The organism is Streptomyces sp. NRRL S-1022, from assembly GCF_000720135.1.
GTDB lineage: Bacteria > Actinomycetota > Actinomycetes > Streptomycetales > Streptomycetaceae > Streptomyces.
Map to the genome: position 1 here is coordinate 328,936 of NZ_JOIU01000005.1, position 18,018 is coordinate 346,953.

Below are 18,018 nucleotides of genomic sequence, written 5' to 3' on the forward strand. Positions count from 1 at the left end.
CTCAGGGCAGCTCCGGCAGGTCCTCCGCGTACAGCAGGGTCAGGTCGTCGGTGGTCGGGTCGGCCAGCTGGGCGACCCGGCTCGCGTGGCGCTCCACCATCGCCTCGAACGTCTGCCGGGCGGTCCGGCCGTTGCCGAACGCCGGGCCCTTCGGGAGCTCCGTGAAGTACTTCAGCAGCGCCTCGGCCGCCCCCGGCGCCAGCCGGTACTCGTGCTCGTCGGCCTGCTGCTCCACGATCCGCAGCAACTCCCCGGGGCCGTAGTCGCCGAAGGTGATGGTGCGGGAGAAGCGGGAGGCCACGCCCGGGTTGACGGACAGGAAGCGCTCCATCTCCGCGGTGTACCCGGCGACGATCACCACCACCGCGTCCCGGTGGTCCTCCATCAGCTTCACCAGCGTGTCGATGGCCTCCTTGCCGAAGTCCCGGCCGGCGTCCTCAGGGGACAGCGCGTACGCCTCGTCGATGAACAGCACACCGCCGCGCGCCCGTTCGAAGGCCTCCTGGGTGCGGATCGCCGTGGACCCGATGTGCTCGCCGACCAGGTCGACCCGGGACACCTCCACCAGGTGGCCCTTGTCCAGCACGTCCAGCGAGGCGAGGATCTCGCCGTAGAGCCGGGCGACCGTGGTCTTGCCGGTGCCGGGGGAGCCGGTGAAGACCAGATGCCGTTTGACGGAGGCCGCCTTCAGCCCCGCCCGCTGCCGGCGCCGGCCCACCTCGATCATGTCGGTCAGCGCCCGCACCTCGCGCTTGACGCTCTCCAGGCCCACCAGCGCGTCGAGTTCACCGAGCACGTCCTTCGGCGTCCGCTGCGGATCGTCCGCCTCCACGGCGGCGACCGGCTGCTGCTCCGCCGCCCGCGGCCCGGGGAGCGCCCCCAGCAGGCCGGCGGACTGCGGCACCGTCTGCACGGCCGCGTCGCGGGCCGCGGGCGCCCGCAGGCCGCCGCTCTCGTCGCTGGTGCAGTCCTCCACGACCGGTCCGGTGCCGGCCCCGGCGTCCGGGCCGCCGTCGGCGAACTCGTACCCGCCGCGCGCGCACCGTTCCGTGCGGCACTTGCGCAGCGTCGTACGGCACCCGTCGATCACATGGAAGCCGTACCCGCCGCTGCCGGTCACCCGGCAGTTCAGGAAGCTGCCCCGGCCGCCCGCGGAGACGTAGAAACCGGCCTCGGCGGGGGAGTCGACCGTGCAGCGCTCGACGGTCGGGTCGGCGCCCTTGGTGACGATCACTCCGGTCTGGGTGCCGTCCAGCGTGCAGGTGTCGAGCGTGCCGCCGCTGCCGTGGTCGCGGAACCAGGCGCCGGTGGCCGCCTCCCTGATCCGGCAGTCGACCAGTTGCGCGGTCGCCCCGTCGCTCACCGACACGGCCGTGTTACGCACCTGCGACAGGTCGCTGTCGACCACGTCCGCGCGGGAACCGCGGTCCAGCACGAACAGCGCGTCCGGCACGTCGTGCACCCGGCAGGAGTCGAGCACGGCGGTGGCCCCGTCGCTCACCCACACCGCCGGATAGTCGCCGGTGCTGTCGAAGATCTCGCACTGGTTGGCGTCCACCCGGGTCCCCGGGTCCCACACCGACAGGCCGTTGCGCCCGAACTGACGGACCGTCGTCCGGGTCAGCGTGAGCACCGAGCGGGAGCGCAGGTCGACCGCGTTCTCCGGGATGTCGTGGATGCGGCAGTCGGCGAGGGTGAGCACCGCATCGGTGTCCAGGGTGATGCCGTCGGCGGTGGTGCGGTGCACATCGCAGTCGGTCAGGTGCGCGGTGGCCCGCTGGGCCACCTGCACCCCCGAGCCGCGCACCTCGTACACCTCGCACCCGACCGCCTCCAGCGAGGAGTTCTCGCCGGTGACCGTCAGCCCGGTGCCGGAGGCGTGGTGCACCCGGCAGCGCTCCAGCCGCGGATGGGCACCGCCGTGCACCGCCACGCCCGCCTGTCCGGCCGCGACGACCTCGCACTCCTCGAACACCCCGCTGCCGCCGTCGAGTACGGCGACACCGATGCCGGCCGGGTTGTCGACGGTGCACCGGCGCACGGTCGGGCGGGCGCCGCCGCGCACCTCGATGCCGGCGGCGGACCGGGTGACGATCCGCAGGTCCGTCAGTTCGGGTGTGCCGTCCTCGATCAGCACCGCGGGCGCCGCCGCGTCCTGTCCCTCCACGTGCACGTCCTGCACGACGGCCGAGGCCCGCACGGTGAGCGGCACCCCGTCCACGGGGGCGATCCGCACGGAGCCGGGGGAGCCCTCGGGCCCGCGGAGTGTCACCGTCCGCTCGACGACGAGGTTCTCCCGGTAGGTGCCGGGGGCGATGGTGAGGACGTCGCCGTCGGCGGCGGCCTCCAGGGCGGCGGCGAGCGAAGCGTACTCACCCGTGCGGCGCCGCCACCGCGACGTACCGGTGTGCGTCACCTGGACCGTGCCCTGTGCCATGGCGTTGCCGTGCCCCCACCTCGTCGTACTGATGGCTCGCTGCCCGCCGGGACGCTGCCGCCGGTGCCCGGGCAGCGACCGTGCTCGGCCCCAGGGGCGTGAGCGCGTTCGCGCCCCGGTCAGCTGCGCGCCCCGGGGTTCACGCACCCGCGGGTTGTCGCCGAAAGCGCTTCGGCCGGTCCACCGTAGCGTGTGCGTGCGCGCCCGGTTGACCAGAGCCGCAAGGCCGTCAGCTGCCGGTGCCCGCCTTGCCCCAGTCCGGGCCCGCCCGGTCCCATGCCTGGTCCCAGCGGGCGTACCGCCGGCGGACCAGGCGCCACACGGCCAGGCGGCGGCCGCCCTCGACCAGGCCCGCCGTCAGCAGGGCCGTGCCGAGCCCGGCGAGCACCGCGTGCGTCGTCGCCGTGGCGGAGTCCAGCGGGCGGGCGGTTATTCGGCCGTGCGGGTCGGTCCAGAGGCCGAAGCGGTCCCCGCGGTGCGGGGACCTGAGGTCGGTGAGGAGCGGGCCGTGCTGTGCGGTGCCGTCCGGCCCCGTCCAGCTCGCGAGGACGCGGCTGTGGGGCTCGCGCGTGGCACTGGTGTCGGGATCGGACTCCGGCATGGCACCGCCCAGGTTCCGGACCACGGTGGCCGTGACCAGGTGGCGCGCGTGCTGCTGCTGCCGCGCGGACCGCTGGAGCGAGTCCTGGGCGGCGGCGCCGGCCAGACAGCCGGCGACGGGTGCGGCCACCGCGATCAGCAGCAGCGCCACGAGGGCCACCCACGCCTCGGCCAGATCGGTCCTACGGCGCACCGCATTGTGCCGCCAGCGCCACAGCCCGGTGAGTGCTCGCATGACTCCGCCCCCTTCCGGTCCGTCATAACCCCCGGTGCCGGCGCCCGACTCCCGGACCGGCCCGGGAGAGAGCGACGTCACGTCGGCCGCGGGACCCGGAGCACGCGGCCTCTCATCCATCTCTCACGCACTCAACGACCGGGAGGCGCCGCCGGGTTCCCGGTCCGGCGGGGCCGTCATCGGGCCGCTCGGGGGCCGCCGCCCGCGCCGCGGCTACCCCAGCACGCGTACCGGGTCGCCGACTGCGATCGTGCCGGGGGAGAGGGGCACCAGGTTCTGGCCGAACAGCAGCTTCCCGGCGATCCGGCGGTGGCGTGCCAGCGTGACCAGCGGTTCCCTGCCCCGTACGGCGGTGGTCTGGTCGGTGGTGGTCACGACGCACCGTCCGCTGGGCTTCACGACCCGGAAGTCCACCTCACCGATGGCGATGCGGGTCCAGCCGTCCTCGGCCCAGGGCTCGGTGCCGGCGACGACGACGTTGGGCCGGAACCGGTTCATCGGCAGGGGGCCCTCGTGGGCGTTCGGGCCCTCGGCGATCCGGCCGTTCAGATCCTCCAGGGAGGCCGACGCGGTGATCAGCAGGGGGTAGCCGTCGGCGAAGCTCACCGTCTCGCCGGGCAGCGCGTAAGCGGGGTCGACGGGACGGCGGGTGGCCGGATCGTCCATGTGGACCAGGTGGACCTCGGTCCCCAGCCAGGCGCTGCACCAGGCGTCCGCGGCCGCGTCGGCGGGGACCCCCTCCACCTTCGTGCCGAACACGCTCATCGGCACGGTCGCCGTCGGCTCGGGCACCTCGACCGTCAACGGGTCCGCGCCGGGCGCGGACAGACGAATGCCGCCGCCGGCCAGAGGCTCGGCGGCGGCCAGTGCGAGGCGCGGCTGCTCGCGCTGTGTGACGACCCTTCCCCCGTGGTCGATCAGCGTCCAGCGTCGGTCCCCGGCCAGCCCCCAGGGCTCCACCACGGCCTGCCGGGGCGAGATGCCCCGGAACGCCTTGACCGGATGGACATGGAGCGACTCCACTTCGGCGTTTCCCATGCCGTCCATCGTGCCAGGCAGGACCGACGGCCGGGACGCGCCGTCAGTAGCCGCGGTACTGCTGGTTGTTGTACGGGTCCTGGTAGGGCGCCGGCGCGGGGCGCGGAGCGGCCGGGCGCATGGCCTCGTACCCGTTGCCCGGCGCCATCGGACGCTGCTGCTGCGGGGCCTGCTGGCCGGGATAGCCGCGCGGGGCGCTCGCCTGCTGCGGGATGTACGCCGTGGGCGCCTGCTGCAGCGGTGCGGGCTGCTGCTGCGGGTAGCCGTAGGCGGGGGGCTGCTGGTATGACGGGGCCGCCGGGAGGGCGGGGAGGGCCGACGGCAGGGCAGGAAGGCTGCTGCCCGTGTCGTAGGCGGCGGGGACCCGGATCGGGGCGATCTGCGGGGTGCCACGCTCGGCGACGAGCGAGTCGTAGATCGGGGTGTCCGGGAAGGAGGCGGAGTAGTAGCCGCCGCCATAAGTGGAGCGGGGGGAGGTCATGGCACATAAGTTAAGCCCACGATGTGCTGGTTGGGGAGACCGATAAGAGGGTTGTTTTCCGTGTCGCCAGTGGTCTGCTATCCCCAATCCGAGCGAACTCGGCAAAAAGGGACGCAGATCAACGTTTGGATCGTGTAAAAGCCGAGTTCCTTCGGGGTTACCGGCGGTTGACCGGCGATCTTGCTGTGCCGTTCATGGCCGCGCGCCGTCCCCGGTCATAGGTTGGGCGGGTAGGGACGACAGGTTCCGGACACGCGGGCGGCGACGGCACGGCCTGAGGGTGAAGGGCGAAGGCCGGGAGCCGACAGATGAGGGGGCGGACATGTCCATGCCGAAAGGGTCGAACACACCGGTGCCGGCCACGGCGCTGCGCGTCGAACTGGGCTGGCGCTCCGGCCCCGGAGTGCCGGACGCCGACGCCTCGGCGCTGCTGCTCGCGGCCGGAAAGGTCCGCTCCGACGGGGACTTCGTCTTCTACAACCAGCCCGCCCACTCCTCCGGCGCGGTGCGCCACGAGGGCAAGCGGACGGCCGGCGGACGCGTCACCGACACCCTGCTGGCCGACCTCGCGCGCGTGGAGGCCGGCATCGACCGGATCGTGCTGGCCGCCTCCGCGGACGGCGGGACGTTCGGGCAGGTCCCGGACCTCTACATCGAGGTGAGCGACGCGGCCGGCGGCCAGGTCGTCGCCCGCTTCGACAGTCCCGGCGCGACCGTGGAGACGGCCTTCGTGCTCGGCGAGTTCTACCGCCGCCAGGGCGGCTGGAAGTTCCGGGCCGTCGGCCAGGGCTACAGCAGCGGACTGGAAGGCCTGGCAACGGACTTCGGCATCACCGTGGACGAGCCGCAGCACACCGCACGGCCCGCCGCACCGCTCACGGCACCGGCCCGGGCCACCCCGCCGCCGCGCCCCGCCGCGGCTCCCGCCCCGCCGGCCCGCCCGGCCGCGGCCCCGCCCCCGCCGCCCGCGCCCGCGGCCCAGCCGGTCCGCCTGTCCAAGGTCACCCTCACCAAGGCGGCCCCGTCCGTCTCGCTGGCCAAGCAGGGCGGCACCTCCGGTGCCATGCGGGTGAACCTCAACTGGCAGACGCGCAAGCAGTCCCCGGGCTGGGGCGGCCGGTGGGGCGGTCGGGGCGACGTCGACCTCGACCTGTGCGCGCTGTACGAACTCACCGACGGCCGCAAGGGAGTCGTCCAGGCCCTCGGCAACTCCTTCGGCTCGCTGCACCGGCCGCCGTACATCCATCTCGACGGCGACGACCGCACCGGCGCCGTGGCGAGCGGCGAGAACCTCACCGTCAACCTCGACCACCGGCGCGACTTCCAGCGCATCCTCGTCTTCGTCACCATCTACGAGGGCGCCGGCTCCTTCGCCGACCTGCACGCCACCGTCACCCTCCAGCCGGAGCACGGCGCGCCCATCGAGTTCTCGCTGGACGAGTGCACCGTCGCCTCCCGGGTGTGCGCGCTCGCGCTGATCACCAACACCGGCGGCGACCTCCTCGTCCAGCGCGAGGCCCGCTACCTGGTGCCCGAACGGGGATCGAGCCCGCAGCGGACCGTGGACCGCGCCTACGGCTGGGGCATGAACTGGAGGCCCGGCCGCAAGTGAGCCCGGCTCAGCCCTCCTCGGGCACGGCGCCCGGTCGGGCGTAGGTGCGGCCCTTCCAGGCGGCCCCGCGCCCGCGGTAGTGCTGCACGGCGGAGTCGACCGTCATCAGCAGGTACAGGAACGCGGTGAACGGCAGCAGCGGGGCGAGCCACGGCGGCTGCCGGTAGTAGCGCAGCATCGGCAGGTAGGTGCCGGCCATCACCGCCCACGCGGCCGCCCCGGCGAGCGCGGTCGCCGTACCGCCGCCGGCCGCGCCCACGGCCACGGCGGCCGGCGGCACCAGGTAGACCAGCGCCAGCCCGGCGACCGTACCGAGGAGCAGCAGCGGGTTGTGCCGCAGCTGGGCGTAGGCGCTGCGCGAGACCATCCGCCACAGGTCGCCCAGCCGAGGATAGGGGCGCACGCTGTCCACCCGGTCGGCCAGCCCCAGCCAGATGTGGCCGCCGGTGTCCCGCACCGCGCGCGCGAGCGCCACGTCGTCGATGACGGCGTGCCGGATCGCCTCCGGAATGCGCGCCTTCCCGGCCGTGTCCGCGCGCAGCAGGACGCAGCCGCCCGCCGCCGCGGCCGTGCGCGACCCCCGGCGGCCGATCCGGCGGAAGGGGTACAGCTGCGCGAAGAAGTACACGAACGCCGGGACCACCAGCCGCTCCCACCGGCTCGCCACCCGCAGCCGCGCCATCAGCGAGACGACGTCGAAGCCCCCGGTGCGGGCCGCCGCCACCAGCTCGCGCAGGCTGTCCGGCGCGTGCGCGATGTCCGCGTCCGTCAGCAGCAGGTATTCGGGATCACGCGCGCGTGCCGACTCGATGCCGTACCGCACCGCCCACAGCTTGCCCGTCCAGCCCGCCGGCGGCTCACCGGGCGAGCCCACCGTGAGCGGCAGCCCGCCGTGCCGCCGGGACAGTTCCCGGGCCAGCTCCCCGGTGCCGTCCGTGCTCCCGTCGTCGACCAGGAAGACCTCCGCCCGCCCCGGGTAGTCCTGGGCCAGCAGCGACGGCAGACTGGCGGGCAGCACGCCGGCCTCGTCGCGGGCCGGTACGACCACACAGACCGGCGGCCACTCCTCCGGCTCCCGGCGCCGCGGCAGTCGGACGTCGGTGCGCCAGAAGAAGCCCTGGCCGAGCAGCAGCCAGCACCAGGCGGCCAGGGACACGACGGTGATCCACAGGAAGGCGCTCACGGCCGCAGTCTGCCCCACCCGGCAGGCGTCCAAGACGGCATCGTCTATCGTGGCCGGGTGAAGATCGCGCTCATGGACTCCGGAATCGGCCTGCTGGCGGCCACCGCCGCGGTACGGCGCCTGCGGCCCGACGCGGATCTCGTGCTCTCCCTCGACCCGGACGGCATGCCCTGGGGGCCGCGTACCCCCGAGGACGTCACCCGGCGTGCGCTGGACGTCGCCGAGGCCGCCGCGGCCCACGGGCCCGACGCGTTGATCATCGGCTGCAACACGGCCACCGTGCACTCCCTGCCCGCGCTGCGCGCCCGTCTGGAACCGGGCATCCCGGTCGTCGGCACGGTTCCGGCGATCAAGCCGGCTGCGGCCGGCGGCGGACCCGTCGCCATCTGGGCGACGCCCGCCACCACGGGCAGCGCCTACCAGCGCGGCCTGATCGAGGAGTTCGCCGGCGGCGTGCGGGTGGCCGAGGTGCCGTGCTGGGGCCTGGCCGAGGCCGTCGAGCACGCGGACGAGGCGGCCATCGACGCGGCCGTCGCCGCGGCGGCGGCCCTCACGCCCGAGGACGTGACGACCGTCGTCCTGGGCTGCACCCATTACGAGCTGGTGGCGGAACGTATCCGCGCCGCCGTCCAGCGCCCCGACGCCGCCCCGCTCGTGCTGCACGGCTCCGCCGGAGCGGTGGCCGCCCAGGCCTTGCGCCGGGTCGGCGAACTCCCCGCCCCCGAGGCCCCGGCCGAGGGCACGATGACGGTCCTGCTGAGCGGCCGGCCGGGCCCGCTGCCCACGCCCGCGCTGCACTACGCCGAGGGACGCCTGCTGCCGGCCACCGGCCCGCTCGCCGACCGCAGCTGACCCGCACCGCCCAGGCGCCCGTCCGCGGCGGCCCGGACCCCGGTCTGGGCCGCACGGAGCAGTCACCCACGGCGAGCGGCTCCCCGCGCAGCGAAACCTGAGTAACCTCGAATACATGAGGGACCACCCCGACGCCGACGACACTCCGCCCCCGGACGTCTGGACGGGACGCGCCACCAACCGGGTCCAGTGGCTGCTGGCCCTGGCCGGTGCCGCCTGTATGGCACTCGGTATCGAACTCGCCGTCGACTCGGCCTGGACCTCCGGCAGCGCGCCGCTGGTGATGTCCGTCGTGGGCTGCATCGCGGCCGGTCTGCTGGTCCTCTTCGGCACGCTCGCCTTCGTGCACGTCGACCTCAAGCTCGACCGGGAGTGCGTCGAGGTGCGCTGCGGGCACGTCGGGCTGCCGCGCCGCCGCATCCCGCTCTCCCACGTGGCCGGCGCCGACTTCGCCGCCCTGGTCACCCCCCGCCAATGGGGCGGCTGGGGCTACCGCTGGCGCCCCGAGAAGGGCACCGCGGTCGTCGTACGCCGTGGCGAGGGAATCGTGCTGCGCCTGTGGGACGGCCACACGTTCACCATCACCGTGGACAACGCGGAGTCGGCGGTCAGGATCATCAGGGACCGCCTGCGGACGATCACCCCCGGCACGGCCGGCTGATCCGGCGCACCCGGCTTTCCGCTCACCGCCCCGGTGCCGCGCCGACGCCCGCCCAGGGCCGGGCCGTGGCCCAGCCGGCCAGGAGCGCCGCGCCCGCCGTCACCGCCGTGAAGCTCAGGGCGTTGCTCACCGAGGCGAGCGCGGCCACAGCGGTCAGGGCCGCGCCCGCCGTGAGCGCCAGCGGTGTGGAGCGGGGGGTGCGCCACAGCGCGTACAGGACCCAGCAGAACACGGCGACCAGCAGGAACACCCCGACCAGCCCCTGCTCGGCGGCCTGTTGCAGCAGGGCCGAGTGCGGTCTGCCGTCGGACAGCAGGGTCCGCGGTGCCGCCGTGCTCTGCTCCCCGAACCGCCCGGGGCCGACGCCCAGGCCGCTGTGCCGGCCCGCCAGCTCCAGGGCATTCCGCCACAGCCCTGTCCGGTGCGCGGGGAACCGGTCGTCGAGCGCGCCGGCGAGGCCGCCGGGCAGCGCGTCCGCGGCGAGCGCCCACACCGAGGTCGCGACCAGGCCCGCCGCTGCAGCCGGTCCGGCCAGCCACGCGCCCCGGCCGCGCGCCGCGCCCGCGGCGAGCGAGCACAGCAGGACGGCCGCGCTGGCCGCGCACCCGGCCGCCGATCCCAGGACGCCCCCGGCGGCCACGACGGCGCAGGCCAGCGCCCGCAGTGCGAACCGGAGGGCCGGTACGGCCGCCGCCCAGGCGGCGCAGCACGCGGCCCCGGTCGCCAGCGCCAGCAGTGCGGCCGTGGCGCCGGCGTGCCCGAGCGGGGCGGTGTACCAGGGCCCGGGGGAGAGCCCGGGCAGCGCCACGGCGAGGGCGATCCCCGCCACCGCGCCCGCGCACGGCGCGGCCACCGGCAGCAGAGCACCCGAGACCCGGCCCGCGGCATAGCCGGCGGCGACGGCGAGCACCGCGAGGAGCATGCCCTCGGGCCGTCCGTCGTGGGCCGCCGCGGTGATCAGCGACCACCCGGCGCAGGCCCCCAACAGGACCATGCCCGTCCCGTCGGAAACGTTTCTTCTCGTGCTGTAGACGTCCGTACCGTACGCACCGGTCACGGATCCTGTCCCCGTCGACCCCACCCGTCGCCCCTCGTACCCGGTCCCCCGACCTGTGGCAGGCCACGACCGCGCACCGGTTCCGGCCGCGCCGCCGAAGCTGGGCACACCGTAACGGCTCATGGGCGGTTTGGGGATGAGGCGCGGGAAAACGCTGTGATTCCGCCCCATACCGGCGATCCCCCCGACCCCGGCGCTAGGCCGTCTCCAACGTGTCCCACCAGCGACAACCGCCGGTGTTCGGGTGCCGGACCGCGCTGTCCGCGGTGACGCGAGCCGCCGTACACTCACCCGGGTGACCGTCACCGCAACTTCCGTGGACCAGCCGGACCAGCTCGAACCGCGCCCCGCCGCCGGCGCGCGCGGCGGCCGGATCCTGCGCCTGGTCCCGGCCGCCGCCTCCGCGCTGAGCGGAGTGCTGCTCTACGTCAGCTTCCCCCCGCGCACCCTGTGGTGGCTGGCCCTGCCCGCCTTCGCCGGCTTCGCCTGGGTGCTGCGCGGCCGGAGCCGGAAGGCGGCGTTCGGCCTCGGCTACCTCTTCGGGCTGGGCTTCCTGCTGCCGCTGCTGGTGTGGACCGGCGTGGAGGTCGGGCCGGGGCCCTGGCTGGCCCTGGTCGCCATCGAGGCGGTCTTCGTCGCGCTGGCCGGCGTCGGTGTCGCCGCCGTCTCCCGGCTGCCCGCGTGGCCGGTGTGGGCCGCCGCCGTGTGGATCGCGGGCGAAGCGGTCCGCGCGCGCGTGCCGTTCCGGGGCTTCCCCTGGGGCAAGATCGCGTTCGGGCAGGCGGACGGCGTCTTCCTGCCGCTCGCCGCGGTGGGCGGCACCCCGGTGCTCGGCTTCGCGGTCGCCCTGTGCGGCTTCGGCCTGTACGAGGCCTGGCGGCTGATGCTGGAGCGGCGCCGGACACGCACCGTGCGGCCGGCCGCCGCGACCGCCGCGCTGCTGAGCGTGGCCGTACCGATGGGCGGCGCGCTCGCGGCCCGCACGCTGGTGAGCGACAAGGCGGAGGACGGCACCGCCACCGTGGCGCTCGTCCAGGGCAACGTGCCGCGCTCCGGACTGGAGTTCAACGCCCAGCGGCGGGCCGTGCTCGACTACCACGCGCGCGAGACGCACAAGCTCGCCGCCGACGTCAGGGCGGGCAAGGCCCCCAAGCCGGACTACGTCCTGTGGCCGGAGAACTCCTCCGACATCGACCCCTTCGAGTACGCCGACGCCTCCCTCGTCATCGAGCAGGCGGCCAAGGACATCGGCGCGCCCGTCTCCGTCGGCGCGGTGGTGGAGAAGGACGGCAAACTGCTCAACGAGCAGATCCTGTGGGACCCGGCCAAGGGCCCGACACAGACCTACGACAAGCGGCAGATCCAGCCCTTCGGCGAGTACCTCCCGCTGCGCTCGCTCGTCGGAGCCATCAACAAGAGCTGGACCGACATGGCCCACCGGGACTTCGACCGGGGCACCGAGCCGGGCGTCTTCGACATCAAGGGCGCCAAGGTCGGCCTGGCCACCTGCTACGAGGCCGCCTTCGACTGGGCGGTGCGCGACACGGTGACGCACGGGGCCGAGATGATCTCCGTGCCGAGCAACAATGCCACCTTCGACCGCAGCGAGATGACGTACCAGCAGCTCGCCATGTCGCGGATCCGCGCGGTCGAGCACAGCCGTACCGTGACCGTGCCGGTGACCAGCGGCGTCAGCGCGGTCATCATGCCGGACGGCCGGATCACCCAGCGGACCGGCATGTTCGTGCCCGCCTATCTCGTCCAGAAGGTGCCGCTGCGCACGTCCACCACCCCCGCCACCGAGCTCGGCATCCTCCCCGAGATCGCCCTGGTGCTGGTCGCCGCGGGCGGGATCGGCTGGGCGATCGGGTCCGGACTGCGCGCCCGGCGCGCCTGACGGGGCGGTACGACCGCCGTATGACCGTCGCACCACCCCCGAACCGGCCGGGGTGTGGTGCGGCGGCCGGTTAGGGTCGGCTCATGGCTACTCCCGAATTCATCCGCACGCTCAGGTCCACCGCCGGACAGCAGCTGCTGTGGCTCCCCGGCGTCTCCGCGATCGTCTTCGACGACGAGGGCAGGGTGCTGCTCGGCCGCCGGGCGGACACGCGGAAGTGGTCGGTGATCGGGGGCATCCCGGACCCGGGCGAGCAGCCCGCGGCATGCGCCGTGCGGGAGGTCTTCGAGGAGACGGCGGTGCACTGCGTCGCCGAACGGATCGTCCTGGTCCAGGCCCTGGACCCGGTGACCTACCCCAACGGCGACGTCTGCCAGTACATGGACATCACCATCCGCTGCCGTGCCGTGGGCGGCGAGGCCCGGGTCAACGACGACGAGTCGCTCGACGTCGGCTGGTTCGAGGTGGACGCGCTGCCCGCACTGCACGAGTTCGGGCTCTTCCGGATCAAGCAAGCCCTGTCGGATGCACCCACATGGTTTGACCCTATGGCAGCCAGCTGAAGTGTGGGTGGTCACCACATGTGGTGGCCATGGGGTTCCGCCCTAGGGTCGGCGCATGACCTCGCCCACCCCCCTGCCCGGTCCCGACGCCCCGCCCCAGGCCCTCGCGCTCGACCTCGGCGGCCGCACCGCGCTCGTCACCGGTGCCGCCAGCGGCATCGGCCGCGCCTGCGCGCTGCGGCTGGCCGCCGCCGGGGCCGAGGTGCGCGCCGCCGACCGGGACGCGGCCGGCCTGGCCGAACTGGCCCACCAGGCGGAGCGGACCGACGGCCTCGCGGGCACCGTCGTACCGCTGGTCGTCGACCTCACCGATCTGGACGCCGCCGAACGCGCCGCCGCCGGCACCGATGTGCTGGTCAACAACGCCGGACTGCAACTCGTGCGGCCCATCGAGGAGTTCCCGCCCGAGGTGTTCCACACGGTGCTGACCGTGATGCTGGAGGCACCCTTCCGCCTCATCCGCGGCGCCCTCCCGCACATGTACGCGCAAGGATGGGGCCGCATCGTGAACGTGTCCTCCGTCCATGGTCTGCGCGCCTCCGCCTTCAAGTCCGCCTATGTGGCCGCCAAACATGGCCTCGAAGGCCTGTCCAAGACGGCCGCACTGGAAGGCGCCGCCCACGGGGTGACCTCGAACTGTGTGAACCCGGCCTATGTGCGCACCCCCCTGGTCGAGGAGCAGATCGCCGACCAGGCACAGGCGCACGGCATTCCCGAGGAACAGGTGCTCTCCGAGGTCATGCTGAAGGACAGCGCCCTGCGGCGGCTCATCGAACCCGAGGAGGTCGCCGAGGCCGTGGCCTACCTGTGCAGCCCGCAGGCGTCCTTCGTCACCGGCACCTCGCTCGTCCTGGACGGCGGGTGGACGGCCCACTGACCGGCCCACTGACCGGCCGGCCGACCCGCCGCCCGGCGGCTCCCGCTCCGACTCCGGTACCGGCTCCGGGAGTTTTCCACAGGCCTGCCGGGCCGGCCGGCCGATACGGAATCCTGTGACCATGTCCCGCGATCACCTGCAGTCGGCACCCAGCGGCAGCGCCGAGGCCCCGTACCTCGACCTGCTGACCCGCGACGCCTCCGTGGAGGCCTACGAGCGGCCCGTGCTGCTCGCCCGAGCCGCGGGCGAGCCGGCCGGCCGGATCGCCGCGCTGGAGGAGGCCAGGCTGCTCGCCCTGCGCGTCCGCGCGGAGCTGGAGGGCCGCCGGCGGCGCGAGGCCGAGCTGTCGGCCCTCTTCGAGACCGCCCACGACCTCGCCGGACTGCGCGACCTGGACGCCGTCCTGCAGGCGATCGTGCAGCGCGCCCGCTCCCTGCTCGGCACGGACATCGCCTACCTCAGCCTCAACGACCCCGCCCGCGGCGACACCTACATGCGGGTCACGGAGGGCTCCGTCTCCGCGCGCTTCCAGCAGTTGCGCCTCGGGATGGGGGAAGGGCTCGGCGGACTCGTCGCCCAGACCGCGCGGCCGTACGTCACCGACGACTACTTCCAGGACGGCCGCTTCCAGCACACCCACGCCATCGACGCCGGGGTCCGCGACGAGGGTCTGGTCGCCATCCTCGGCGTCCCGCTGATGCTCGGCCCGCACGTGATCGGCGTCCTCTTCGCGGCGGACCGGCGCGCGCGGGTCTTCGAACGCGAGCAGATCGCCCTGCTCGGCTCCTTCGCCGCGCTCGCCGCGGCGGCCATCGATGCCGCCAACCTGCTGGCCGAGACCCGGGCCGCCCTGGCCGGCCTGGAACGCGCCAACGAGATCATCCGGGACCGCAGCGCCGTCATCGAGCGCGCCTCCGAGGTCCACGACCGGCTCGCCGAACTCGTCCTGCGCGGCGGCGGGGTCCACGACGTGGCCGCCGCCGTCTCCCAGGTCCTCGACGGCACCGTCGAGTTCACCGAGGCCGCGGCGGCACCGGCCGGGGCACTGGAGGCCTCCCGGGCCGAGGGACACGCCGTACGGCACGGCAGCGACTGGATCGCCGCGGTGGCCGCCGGCGGTGAACTCCTCGGCGCCCTCGTCCTGCGCGGCCACCCCGGCCTCGACCCCGTCGACCAGCGCACCCTGGAACGCGCCGCGATGGTCACGTCCCTGCTGCTGCTCGCCCGCCGCTCCGCCGCCGAGGCCGAACAGCGGGTGCGCGGCGAGCTGCTGGACGACCTGCTCGACGCGCGCGACCGCGACCCGCGCCTGCTGCGCGAACGCGCCAACCGCCTGCACGCGGACCTGGACGCCACCCACGTCGTGCTCGCCGCCCGCCTCGACGGCCCGGCGGCCGACGCCGACGAGGAGGCCGCGGCCCGCCGCCGGCTGTGGTCCGCCGCCTCCCATCTCGCGGCCACCCGGCACGGGCTGGCCGCGGCCCGCGACGGCGGCACCGTCCTGCTGCTGCCGCTCCGCGCCGGCGACACCGCCACCGAGACGGCCCGGCGCACCGCCCGCCACCTGGGCACGGCCGTCCACCAGCCAGTCACGGTCGGCGCCTCGGCACCCGTCACCGACCTCGCCGGGAGCCCCGAGACCGTGGCCGCCGCCTACGCCGAGGGCCGCCGCTGCCTGGACGCGCTGCACCTGCTGGGCCGGGCCGGGGACGGCGCGGCGGCCGAGGACTTCGGCTTCCTCGGCCTGCTCCTCGCCGGCGAACGGGACATCGCCGGCTTCGTCGAGCGGACCATCGGCCCGGTGGTGTCCTACGACGAGCGGCGCGGCACGGAACTGCTGCGGACCCTGGACGCGTACTTCGAGGGCGGGATGAGTCCGGCGCGCACCAAGGACGCGCTGCACGTCCATGTGAACACGGTGGCGCAGCGGCTGGAGCGCGTGGGCCGCCTGCTCGGCGCCGACTGGCAGACCCCTGCCCGGGCCCTGGAGATCCAACTCGCCCTGAGACTGCACCGGCTGGCCGCTCCGGGACGGCACTGACCGGCCCCGCCGCGGCAACGCGGAGCCGGTCGGTACGCAAGCGCCGTCGAGGGCGGCCGGTCAGACGGTCCGAGCCTCGGCGGCCGGGGCCGCGGCAGCGGACTCGCCGCCGTCCTCCTCGACCCGGGCGAGGTCCCGGTGCCGTGTCTCGCGCGCGACGCCCACGGCCACCAGGGTCAGCACCGCTGCGGCGATCACGTACAGCGCGATCGGGGTGGAGCTGCCGTAGTCGGAGAGCAGCGCGGTGGCGATGAGCGGGGCGGGCGCACCGGCCGCCACGGAGGCGAACTGGGCGCCGATGGACGCGCCCGAGTACCGCATCCGGGTCGCGAACATCTCGGCGAAGAACGCGGCCTGGGGCGCGTACATCGCTCCGTGCAGCACCAGGCCGACGGTCACGGCGAGGATCAGGTAGCCGAACGACCCCTTGTCGACCAGCGCGAAGAACGGGAACATCCACAGCCCGACACCGGCCGCGCCCAGCAGGTACACGGGCCGCCGGCCGACCCGGTCGGACAGCGCGCCCCAGGCCGGGATGACGGCGAAGTGCACGGCCGAGCCGATGAGCACGGCGTTGAGCGCGGTCTGCTTGGAGACGCCGGCCGAGGTGGTGGCGTAGACGAGGATGAAGGCGGTGATCACGTAATAGCTGATGTTCTCCGCCATCCGGGCGCCCATCGCCACGAGCACGTCCCGCCAGTGGTGCCGCAGCACGGAGACGAGCGGCAGCTTCTCCTCCGCGTCGGCCCGGCGTGCCTCGGCCCGCTCCAACGCCTCCTTGAACACGGGCGACTCGTCGACGGACAGCCGTATCCACAGACCGACGATGACGAGCACCCCGGAGAGCAGGAACGGAATCCGCCACCCCCAGGAGCCGAAGGCGTCGTCGGACAGTACGGCGGTGAGCAGCGACAGCACACCGGTCGCGAGCAACTGCCCGGCCGGCGCGCCGGTCTGCGGCCAGGAGGCCCAGAAGCCGCGCCGCCGCGCGTCGCCGTGCTCCGACACCAGCAGGACGGCACCGCCCCACTCACCGCCGAGCGCGAAGCCCTGCACCAGCCGCAGCACGGTGAGCAGCACGGGCGCGGCGCTACCGACGGTGGCGTGCGTGGGCAGCAGCCCGATGCCGAACGTGGCGCCGCCCATCAGCACCAGGCTCAGCACCAGCAGTTTCTTCCGCCCCAGCCGGTCGCCGTAGTGCCCGAACACGAGCGCCCCCAACGGCCGCGCCGCGAACCCCACGGCGTACGTCAGGAACGACAGCAGTGTCCCGACGAGCGGGTCGGAGTCCGGGAAGAACAACTTGTTGAACACCAGCGCGGCGGCCGAGCCGTAGAGGAAGAAGTCGTACCACTCGATGGTGGTCCCGATGAGGCTGGCGGCGACGACGCGCTTGAGGTTCACGGGTGGTGGGGGAGCGGTGGTTCCGGAGGCCATGTGCGCCACTTCCTCGTGTGCGGTGGGGACGGGTAGGTGTCGGCACACGGTAGGAAGACGCAGGTCAGGGGCACATGTGGTGGGGCACCATAGTTCGAGGGTCGGCTATGCGTGCAGCCGCCATGTCGGCTCGCGAAAGGGCCGTTCAGGGACTCGAAGGTGGTCGAAACGAGTGCTGTCCGGGACGCGTAGTTCGGGGTGATTTGACGCTGCGGTGCTGGCTCCCGTGCTGGTTTGGTGCTGACTAAAAGCCCACCTCACCGTACGAGGCGCTGTGCCTGCACGTGGTACGCGTTCGTCCCAGCAGATTCTTGGTCTGCTGGTGGTACACGCCTGACCTCGCTCCTGACCTGCGACAAAGAGTGGAAACGTCGCGTGCCAGGCTGAGTCGGACCGCACCTGGTCCGGATCTTGATGAGTGGTACGTGGTGCTAGCGAGCGGGCCGCGGTACCACATGGCACAGGTTGTGAAGACCGTCCAGGGGTGTCTACGCCAGTCCAGCACGGGCATGAAATCGCAGGTCAGGGCCTGCTGGTCTGGGAGGGTCCGCCCAGTTGGTGATCGCTGTGTGATAGGCGGGTGATACGGCGAGGCCCCGCCGGGCCGCCCACGGGACCGCTACGCGGAGCTGTGAGACGACGAAGCCGCACCGGAGGGCTCTGGTGCGGCTTGGTCTGAGAGCGGGTGCTCTGGCGCGCACGATGCGGTCGGTGCCGCATGCGGTTCGTGTTCCTGTGACGCTCTCGGGGTGCGCCGACTTTGCGATCGCAATCGCCCCGAGGTGCGGTGCCGCAGGGCTGCCCCACCCAGGCGGCGTCCTGAGAGGCCACCTCCGAGGCCGGGCACGGGTCGGGACCTTGTCAGTAGAGTGAGAGGGGTGGAGGAGTGAACGCCGCCCTTCAGGCTCCTGCCGCAGGCGACATCCCCGGGACCCCCGAGGAATGGACCACGCCTGACATGCCTGCCGCATGCGCAACCCGGGCGGAGAGGACGCCGGGGGAGGGTGTGCCGACCTCATCGGTGCGGCGGCTGCACACGGAGATCCG

14 protein-coding genes are annotated in these 18,018 nt (G+C 73.9%); 7 read left to right on the forward strand and 7 right to left on the reverse strand.

The window, feature by feature from the left end:
- Position 1 precedes the first annotated feature (1 nt).
- The 4 genes from IG05_RS0107630 to IG05_RS0107645 form a co-directional block, all read right to left on the reverse strand.
- The gene (locus IG05_RS0107630) at positions 2–2,437 is read right to left on the reverse strand and encodes a right-handed parallel beta-helix repeat-containing protein (RefSeq protein WP_030340349.1); all 2,436 of its coding nucleotides are present in this window, start codon (positions 2,435–2,437) and stop codon (positions 2–4) included.
- A 229-nt stretch (positions 2,438–2,666) separates the two neighbouring features.
- Positions 2,667–3,272: a hypothetical protein gene (locus tag IG05_RS0107635; RefSeq protein ID WP_030340350.1), complete on the reverse strand. Its 606-nt coding sequence runs from the start codon at positions 3,270–3,272 to the stop codon at positions 2,667–2,669.
- Between the two features lie 213 nt (positions 3,273–3,485).
- Complete coding sequence (locus IG05_RS0107640; RefSeq protein ID WP_030340351.1) at positions 3,486–4,310, reverse strand: MOSC domain-containing protein; 825 nt, start codon at positions 4,308–4,310, stop codon at positions 3,486–3,488.
- A gap of 43 nt (positions 4,311–4,353) precedes the next feature.
- Positions 4,354–4,791, reverse strand: coding sequence for a DUF6643 family protein (locus IG05_RS0107645; protein WP_030340352.1), 438 nt, complete (start codon positions 4,789–4,791; stop codon positions 4,354–4,356).
- Positions 4,792–5,119: 328 nt separating this feature from the next.
- On the opposite strand from IG05_RS0107645, the gene IG05_RS0107650 reads away from it, so the two are divergent.
- On the forward strand, positions 5,120–6,403 hold the full coding sequence (locus tag IG05_RS0107650; protein WP_030340353.1) for a TerD family protein: 1,284 nt from the start codon (positions 5,120–5,122) through the stop codon (positions 6,401–6,403).
- A gap of 7 nt (positions 6,404–6,410) precedes the next feature.
- On the opposite strand, the gene IG05_RS0107655 is transcribed toward IG05_RS0107650, so the two are convergent.
- The gene (locus IG05_RS0107655; protein ID WP_107051315.1) at positions 6,411–7,604 is read right to left on the reverse strand and encodes a glycosyltransferase; all 1,194 of its coding nucleotides are present in this window, start codon (positions 7,602–7,604) and stop codon (positions 6,411–6,413) included.
- A gap of 39 nt (positions 7,605–7,643) precedes the next feature.
- On the opposite strand from IG05_RS0107655, the gene IG05_RS0107660 reads away from it, so the two are divergent.
- Together IG05_RS0107660 and IG05_RS0107665 are read left to right on the forward strand one after the other, a co-directional pair.
- A complete protein-coding gene (locus IG05_RS0107660) occupies positions 7,644–8,438 on the forward strand; it encodes an aspartate/glutamate racemase family protein (RefSeq protein ID WP_030340357.1) in 795 nt (264 codons plus the stop codon).
- Between the two features lie 115 nt (positions 8,439–8,553).
- Positions 8,554–9,099 (forward strand): hypothetical protein, encoded by a 546-nt coding sequence (locus IG05_RS0107665; protein ID WP_030340359.1) that lies wholly within the window; start codon positions 8,554–8,556, stop codon positions 9,097–9,099.
- A 22-nt stretch (positions 9,100–9,121) separates the two neighbouring features.
- On the opposite strand, the gene IG05_RS0107670 is transcribed toward IG05_RS0107665, so the two are convergent.
- Entirely contained in the window at positions 9,122–10,093 is a 972-nt protein-coding gene (locus IG05_RS0107670; protein ID WP_030340361.1) for an O-antigen ligase family protein, read from the reverse strand.
- A gap of 358 nt (positions 10,094–10,451) precedes the next feature.
- On the opposite strand from IG05_RS0107670, the gene lnt reads away from it, so the two are divergent.
- The 4 genes from lnt (at position 10,452) to IG05_RS0107690 (ending at position 15,534) form a co-directional block, all read left to right on the forward strand.
- On the forward strand, positions 10,452–12,053 hold the full coding sequence (gene lnt, locus IG05_RS0107675; protein WP_030340363.1) for an apolipoprotein N-acyltransferase: 1,602 nt from the start codon (positions 10,452–10,454) through the stop codon (positions 12,051–12,053).
- Between the two features lie 83 nt (positions 12,054–12,136).
- The gene (locus IG05_RS0107680; protein ID WP_030340365.1) at positions 12,137–12,616 is read left to right on the forward strand and encodes an NUDIX hydrolase; all 480 of its coding nucleotides are present in this window, start codon (positions 12,137–12,139) and stop codon (positions 12,614–12,616) included.
- A gap of 55 nt (positions 12,617–12,671) precedes the next feature.
- Positions 12,672–13,493, forward strand: coding sequence for a 3-hydroxybutyrate dehydrogenase (locus IG05_RS0107685; RefSeq protein ID WP_030340367.1), 822 nt, complete (start codon positions 12,672–12,674; stop codon positions 13,491–13,493).
- Between the two features lie 121 nt (positions 13,494–13,614).
- Positions 13,615–15,534 carry a helix-turn-helix domain-containing protein gene (locus tag IG05_RS0107690; protein ID WP_030340369.1) on the forward strand — a complete coding sequence of 640 codons (1,920 nt, stop codon included), beginning with the start codon at positions 13,615–13,617 and terminating at the stop codon, positions 15,532–15,534.
- Between the two features lie 60 nt (positions 15,535–15,594).
- Here IG05_RS0107690 and IG05_RS0107695 read toward each other — a convergent pair whose 3' ends face one another.
- Positions 15,595–16,971 (reverse strand): MFS transporter, encoded by a 1,377-nt coding sequence (locus IG05_RS0107695; RefSeq protein ID WP_030340371.1) that lies wholly within the window; start codon positions 16,969–16,971, stop codon positions 15,595–15,597.
- Positions 16,972–18,018 lie beyond the last annotated feature (1,047 nt).

What these genes read in the sequence shown, in the direction of transcription:
- IG05_RS0107645 (WP_030340352.1), bottom strand. Translation starts at nt 4,791, where the DNA reads ATGACCTCCCCCCGCTCCACTTATGGCGGCGGCTACTACTCCGCCTCC.
- IG05_RS0107630 (WP_030340349.1), bottom strand. Translation starts at nt 2,437, where the DNA reads ATGGCACAGGGCACGGTCCAGGTGACGCACACCGGTACGTCGCGGTGG.
- IG05_RS0107680 (WP_030340365.1), top strand. Translation starts at nt 12,137, where the DNA reads ATGGCTACTCCCGAATTCATCCGCACGCTCAGGTCCACCGCCGGACAG.
- IG05_RS0107690 (WP_030340369.1), top strand. Translation starts at nt 13,615, where the DNA reads ATGTCCCGCGATCACCTGCAGTCGGCACCCAGCGGCAGCGCCGAGGCC.
- IG05_RS0107685 (WP_030340367.1), top strand. Translation starts at nt 12,672, where the DNA reads ATGACCTCGCCCACCCCCCTGCCCGGTCCCGACGCCCCGCCCCAGGCC.
- IG05_RS0107665 (WP_030340359.1), top strand. Translation starts at nt 8,554, where the DNA reads ATGAGGGACCACCCCGACGCCGACGACACTCCGCCCCCGGACGTCTGG.
- IG05_RS0107640 (WP_030340351.1), bottom strand. Translation starts at nt 4,310, where the DNA reads ATGGGAAACGCCGAAGTGGAGTCGCTCCATGTCCATCCGGTCAAGGCG.
- IG05_RS0107695 (WP_030340371.1), bottom strand. Translation starts at nt 16,971, where the DNA reads ATGGCCTCCGGAACCACCGCTCCCCCACCACCCGTGAACCTCAAGCGC.
- IG05_RS0107635 (WP_030340350.1), bottom strand. Translation starts at nt 3,272, where the DNA reads ATGCGAGCACTCACCGGGCTGTGGCGCTGGCGGCACAATGCGGTGCGC.
- IG05_RS0107650 (WP_030340353.1), top strand. Translation starts at nt 5,120, where the DNA reads ATGCCGAAAGGGTCGAACACACCGGTGCCGGCCACGGCGCTGCGCGTC.
- IG05_RS0107670 (WP_030340361.1), bottom strand. Translation starts at nt 10,093, where the DNA reads ATGGTCCTGTTGGGGGCCTGCGCCGGGTGGTCGCTGATCACCGCGGCG.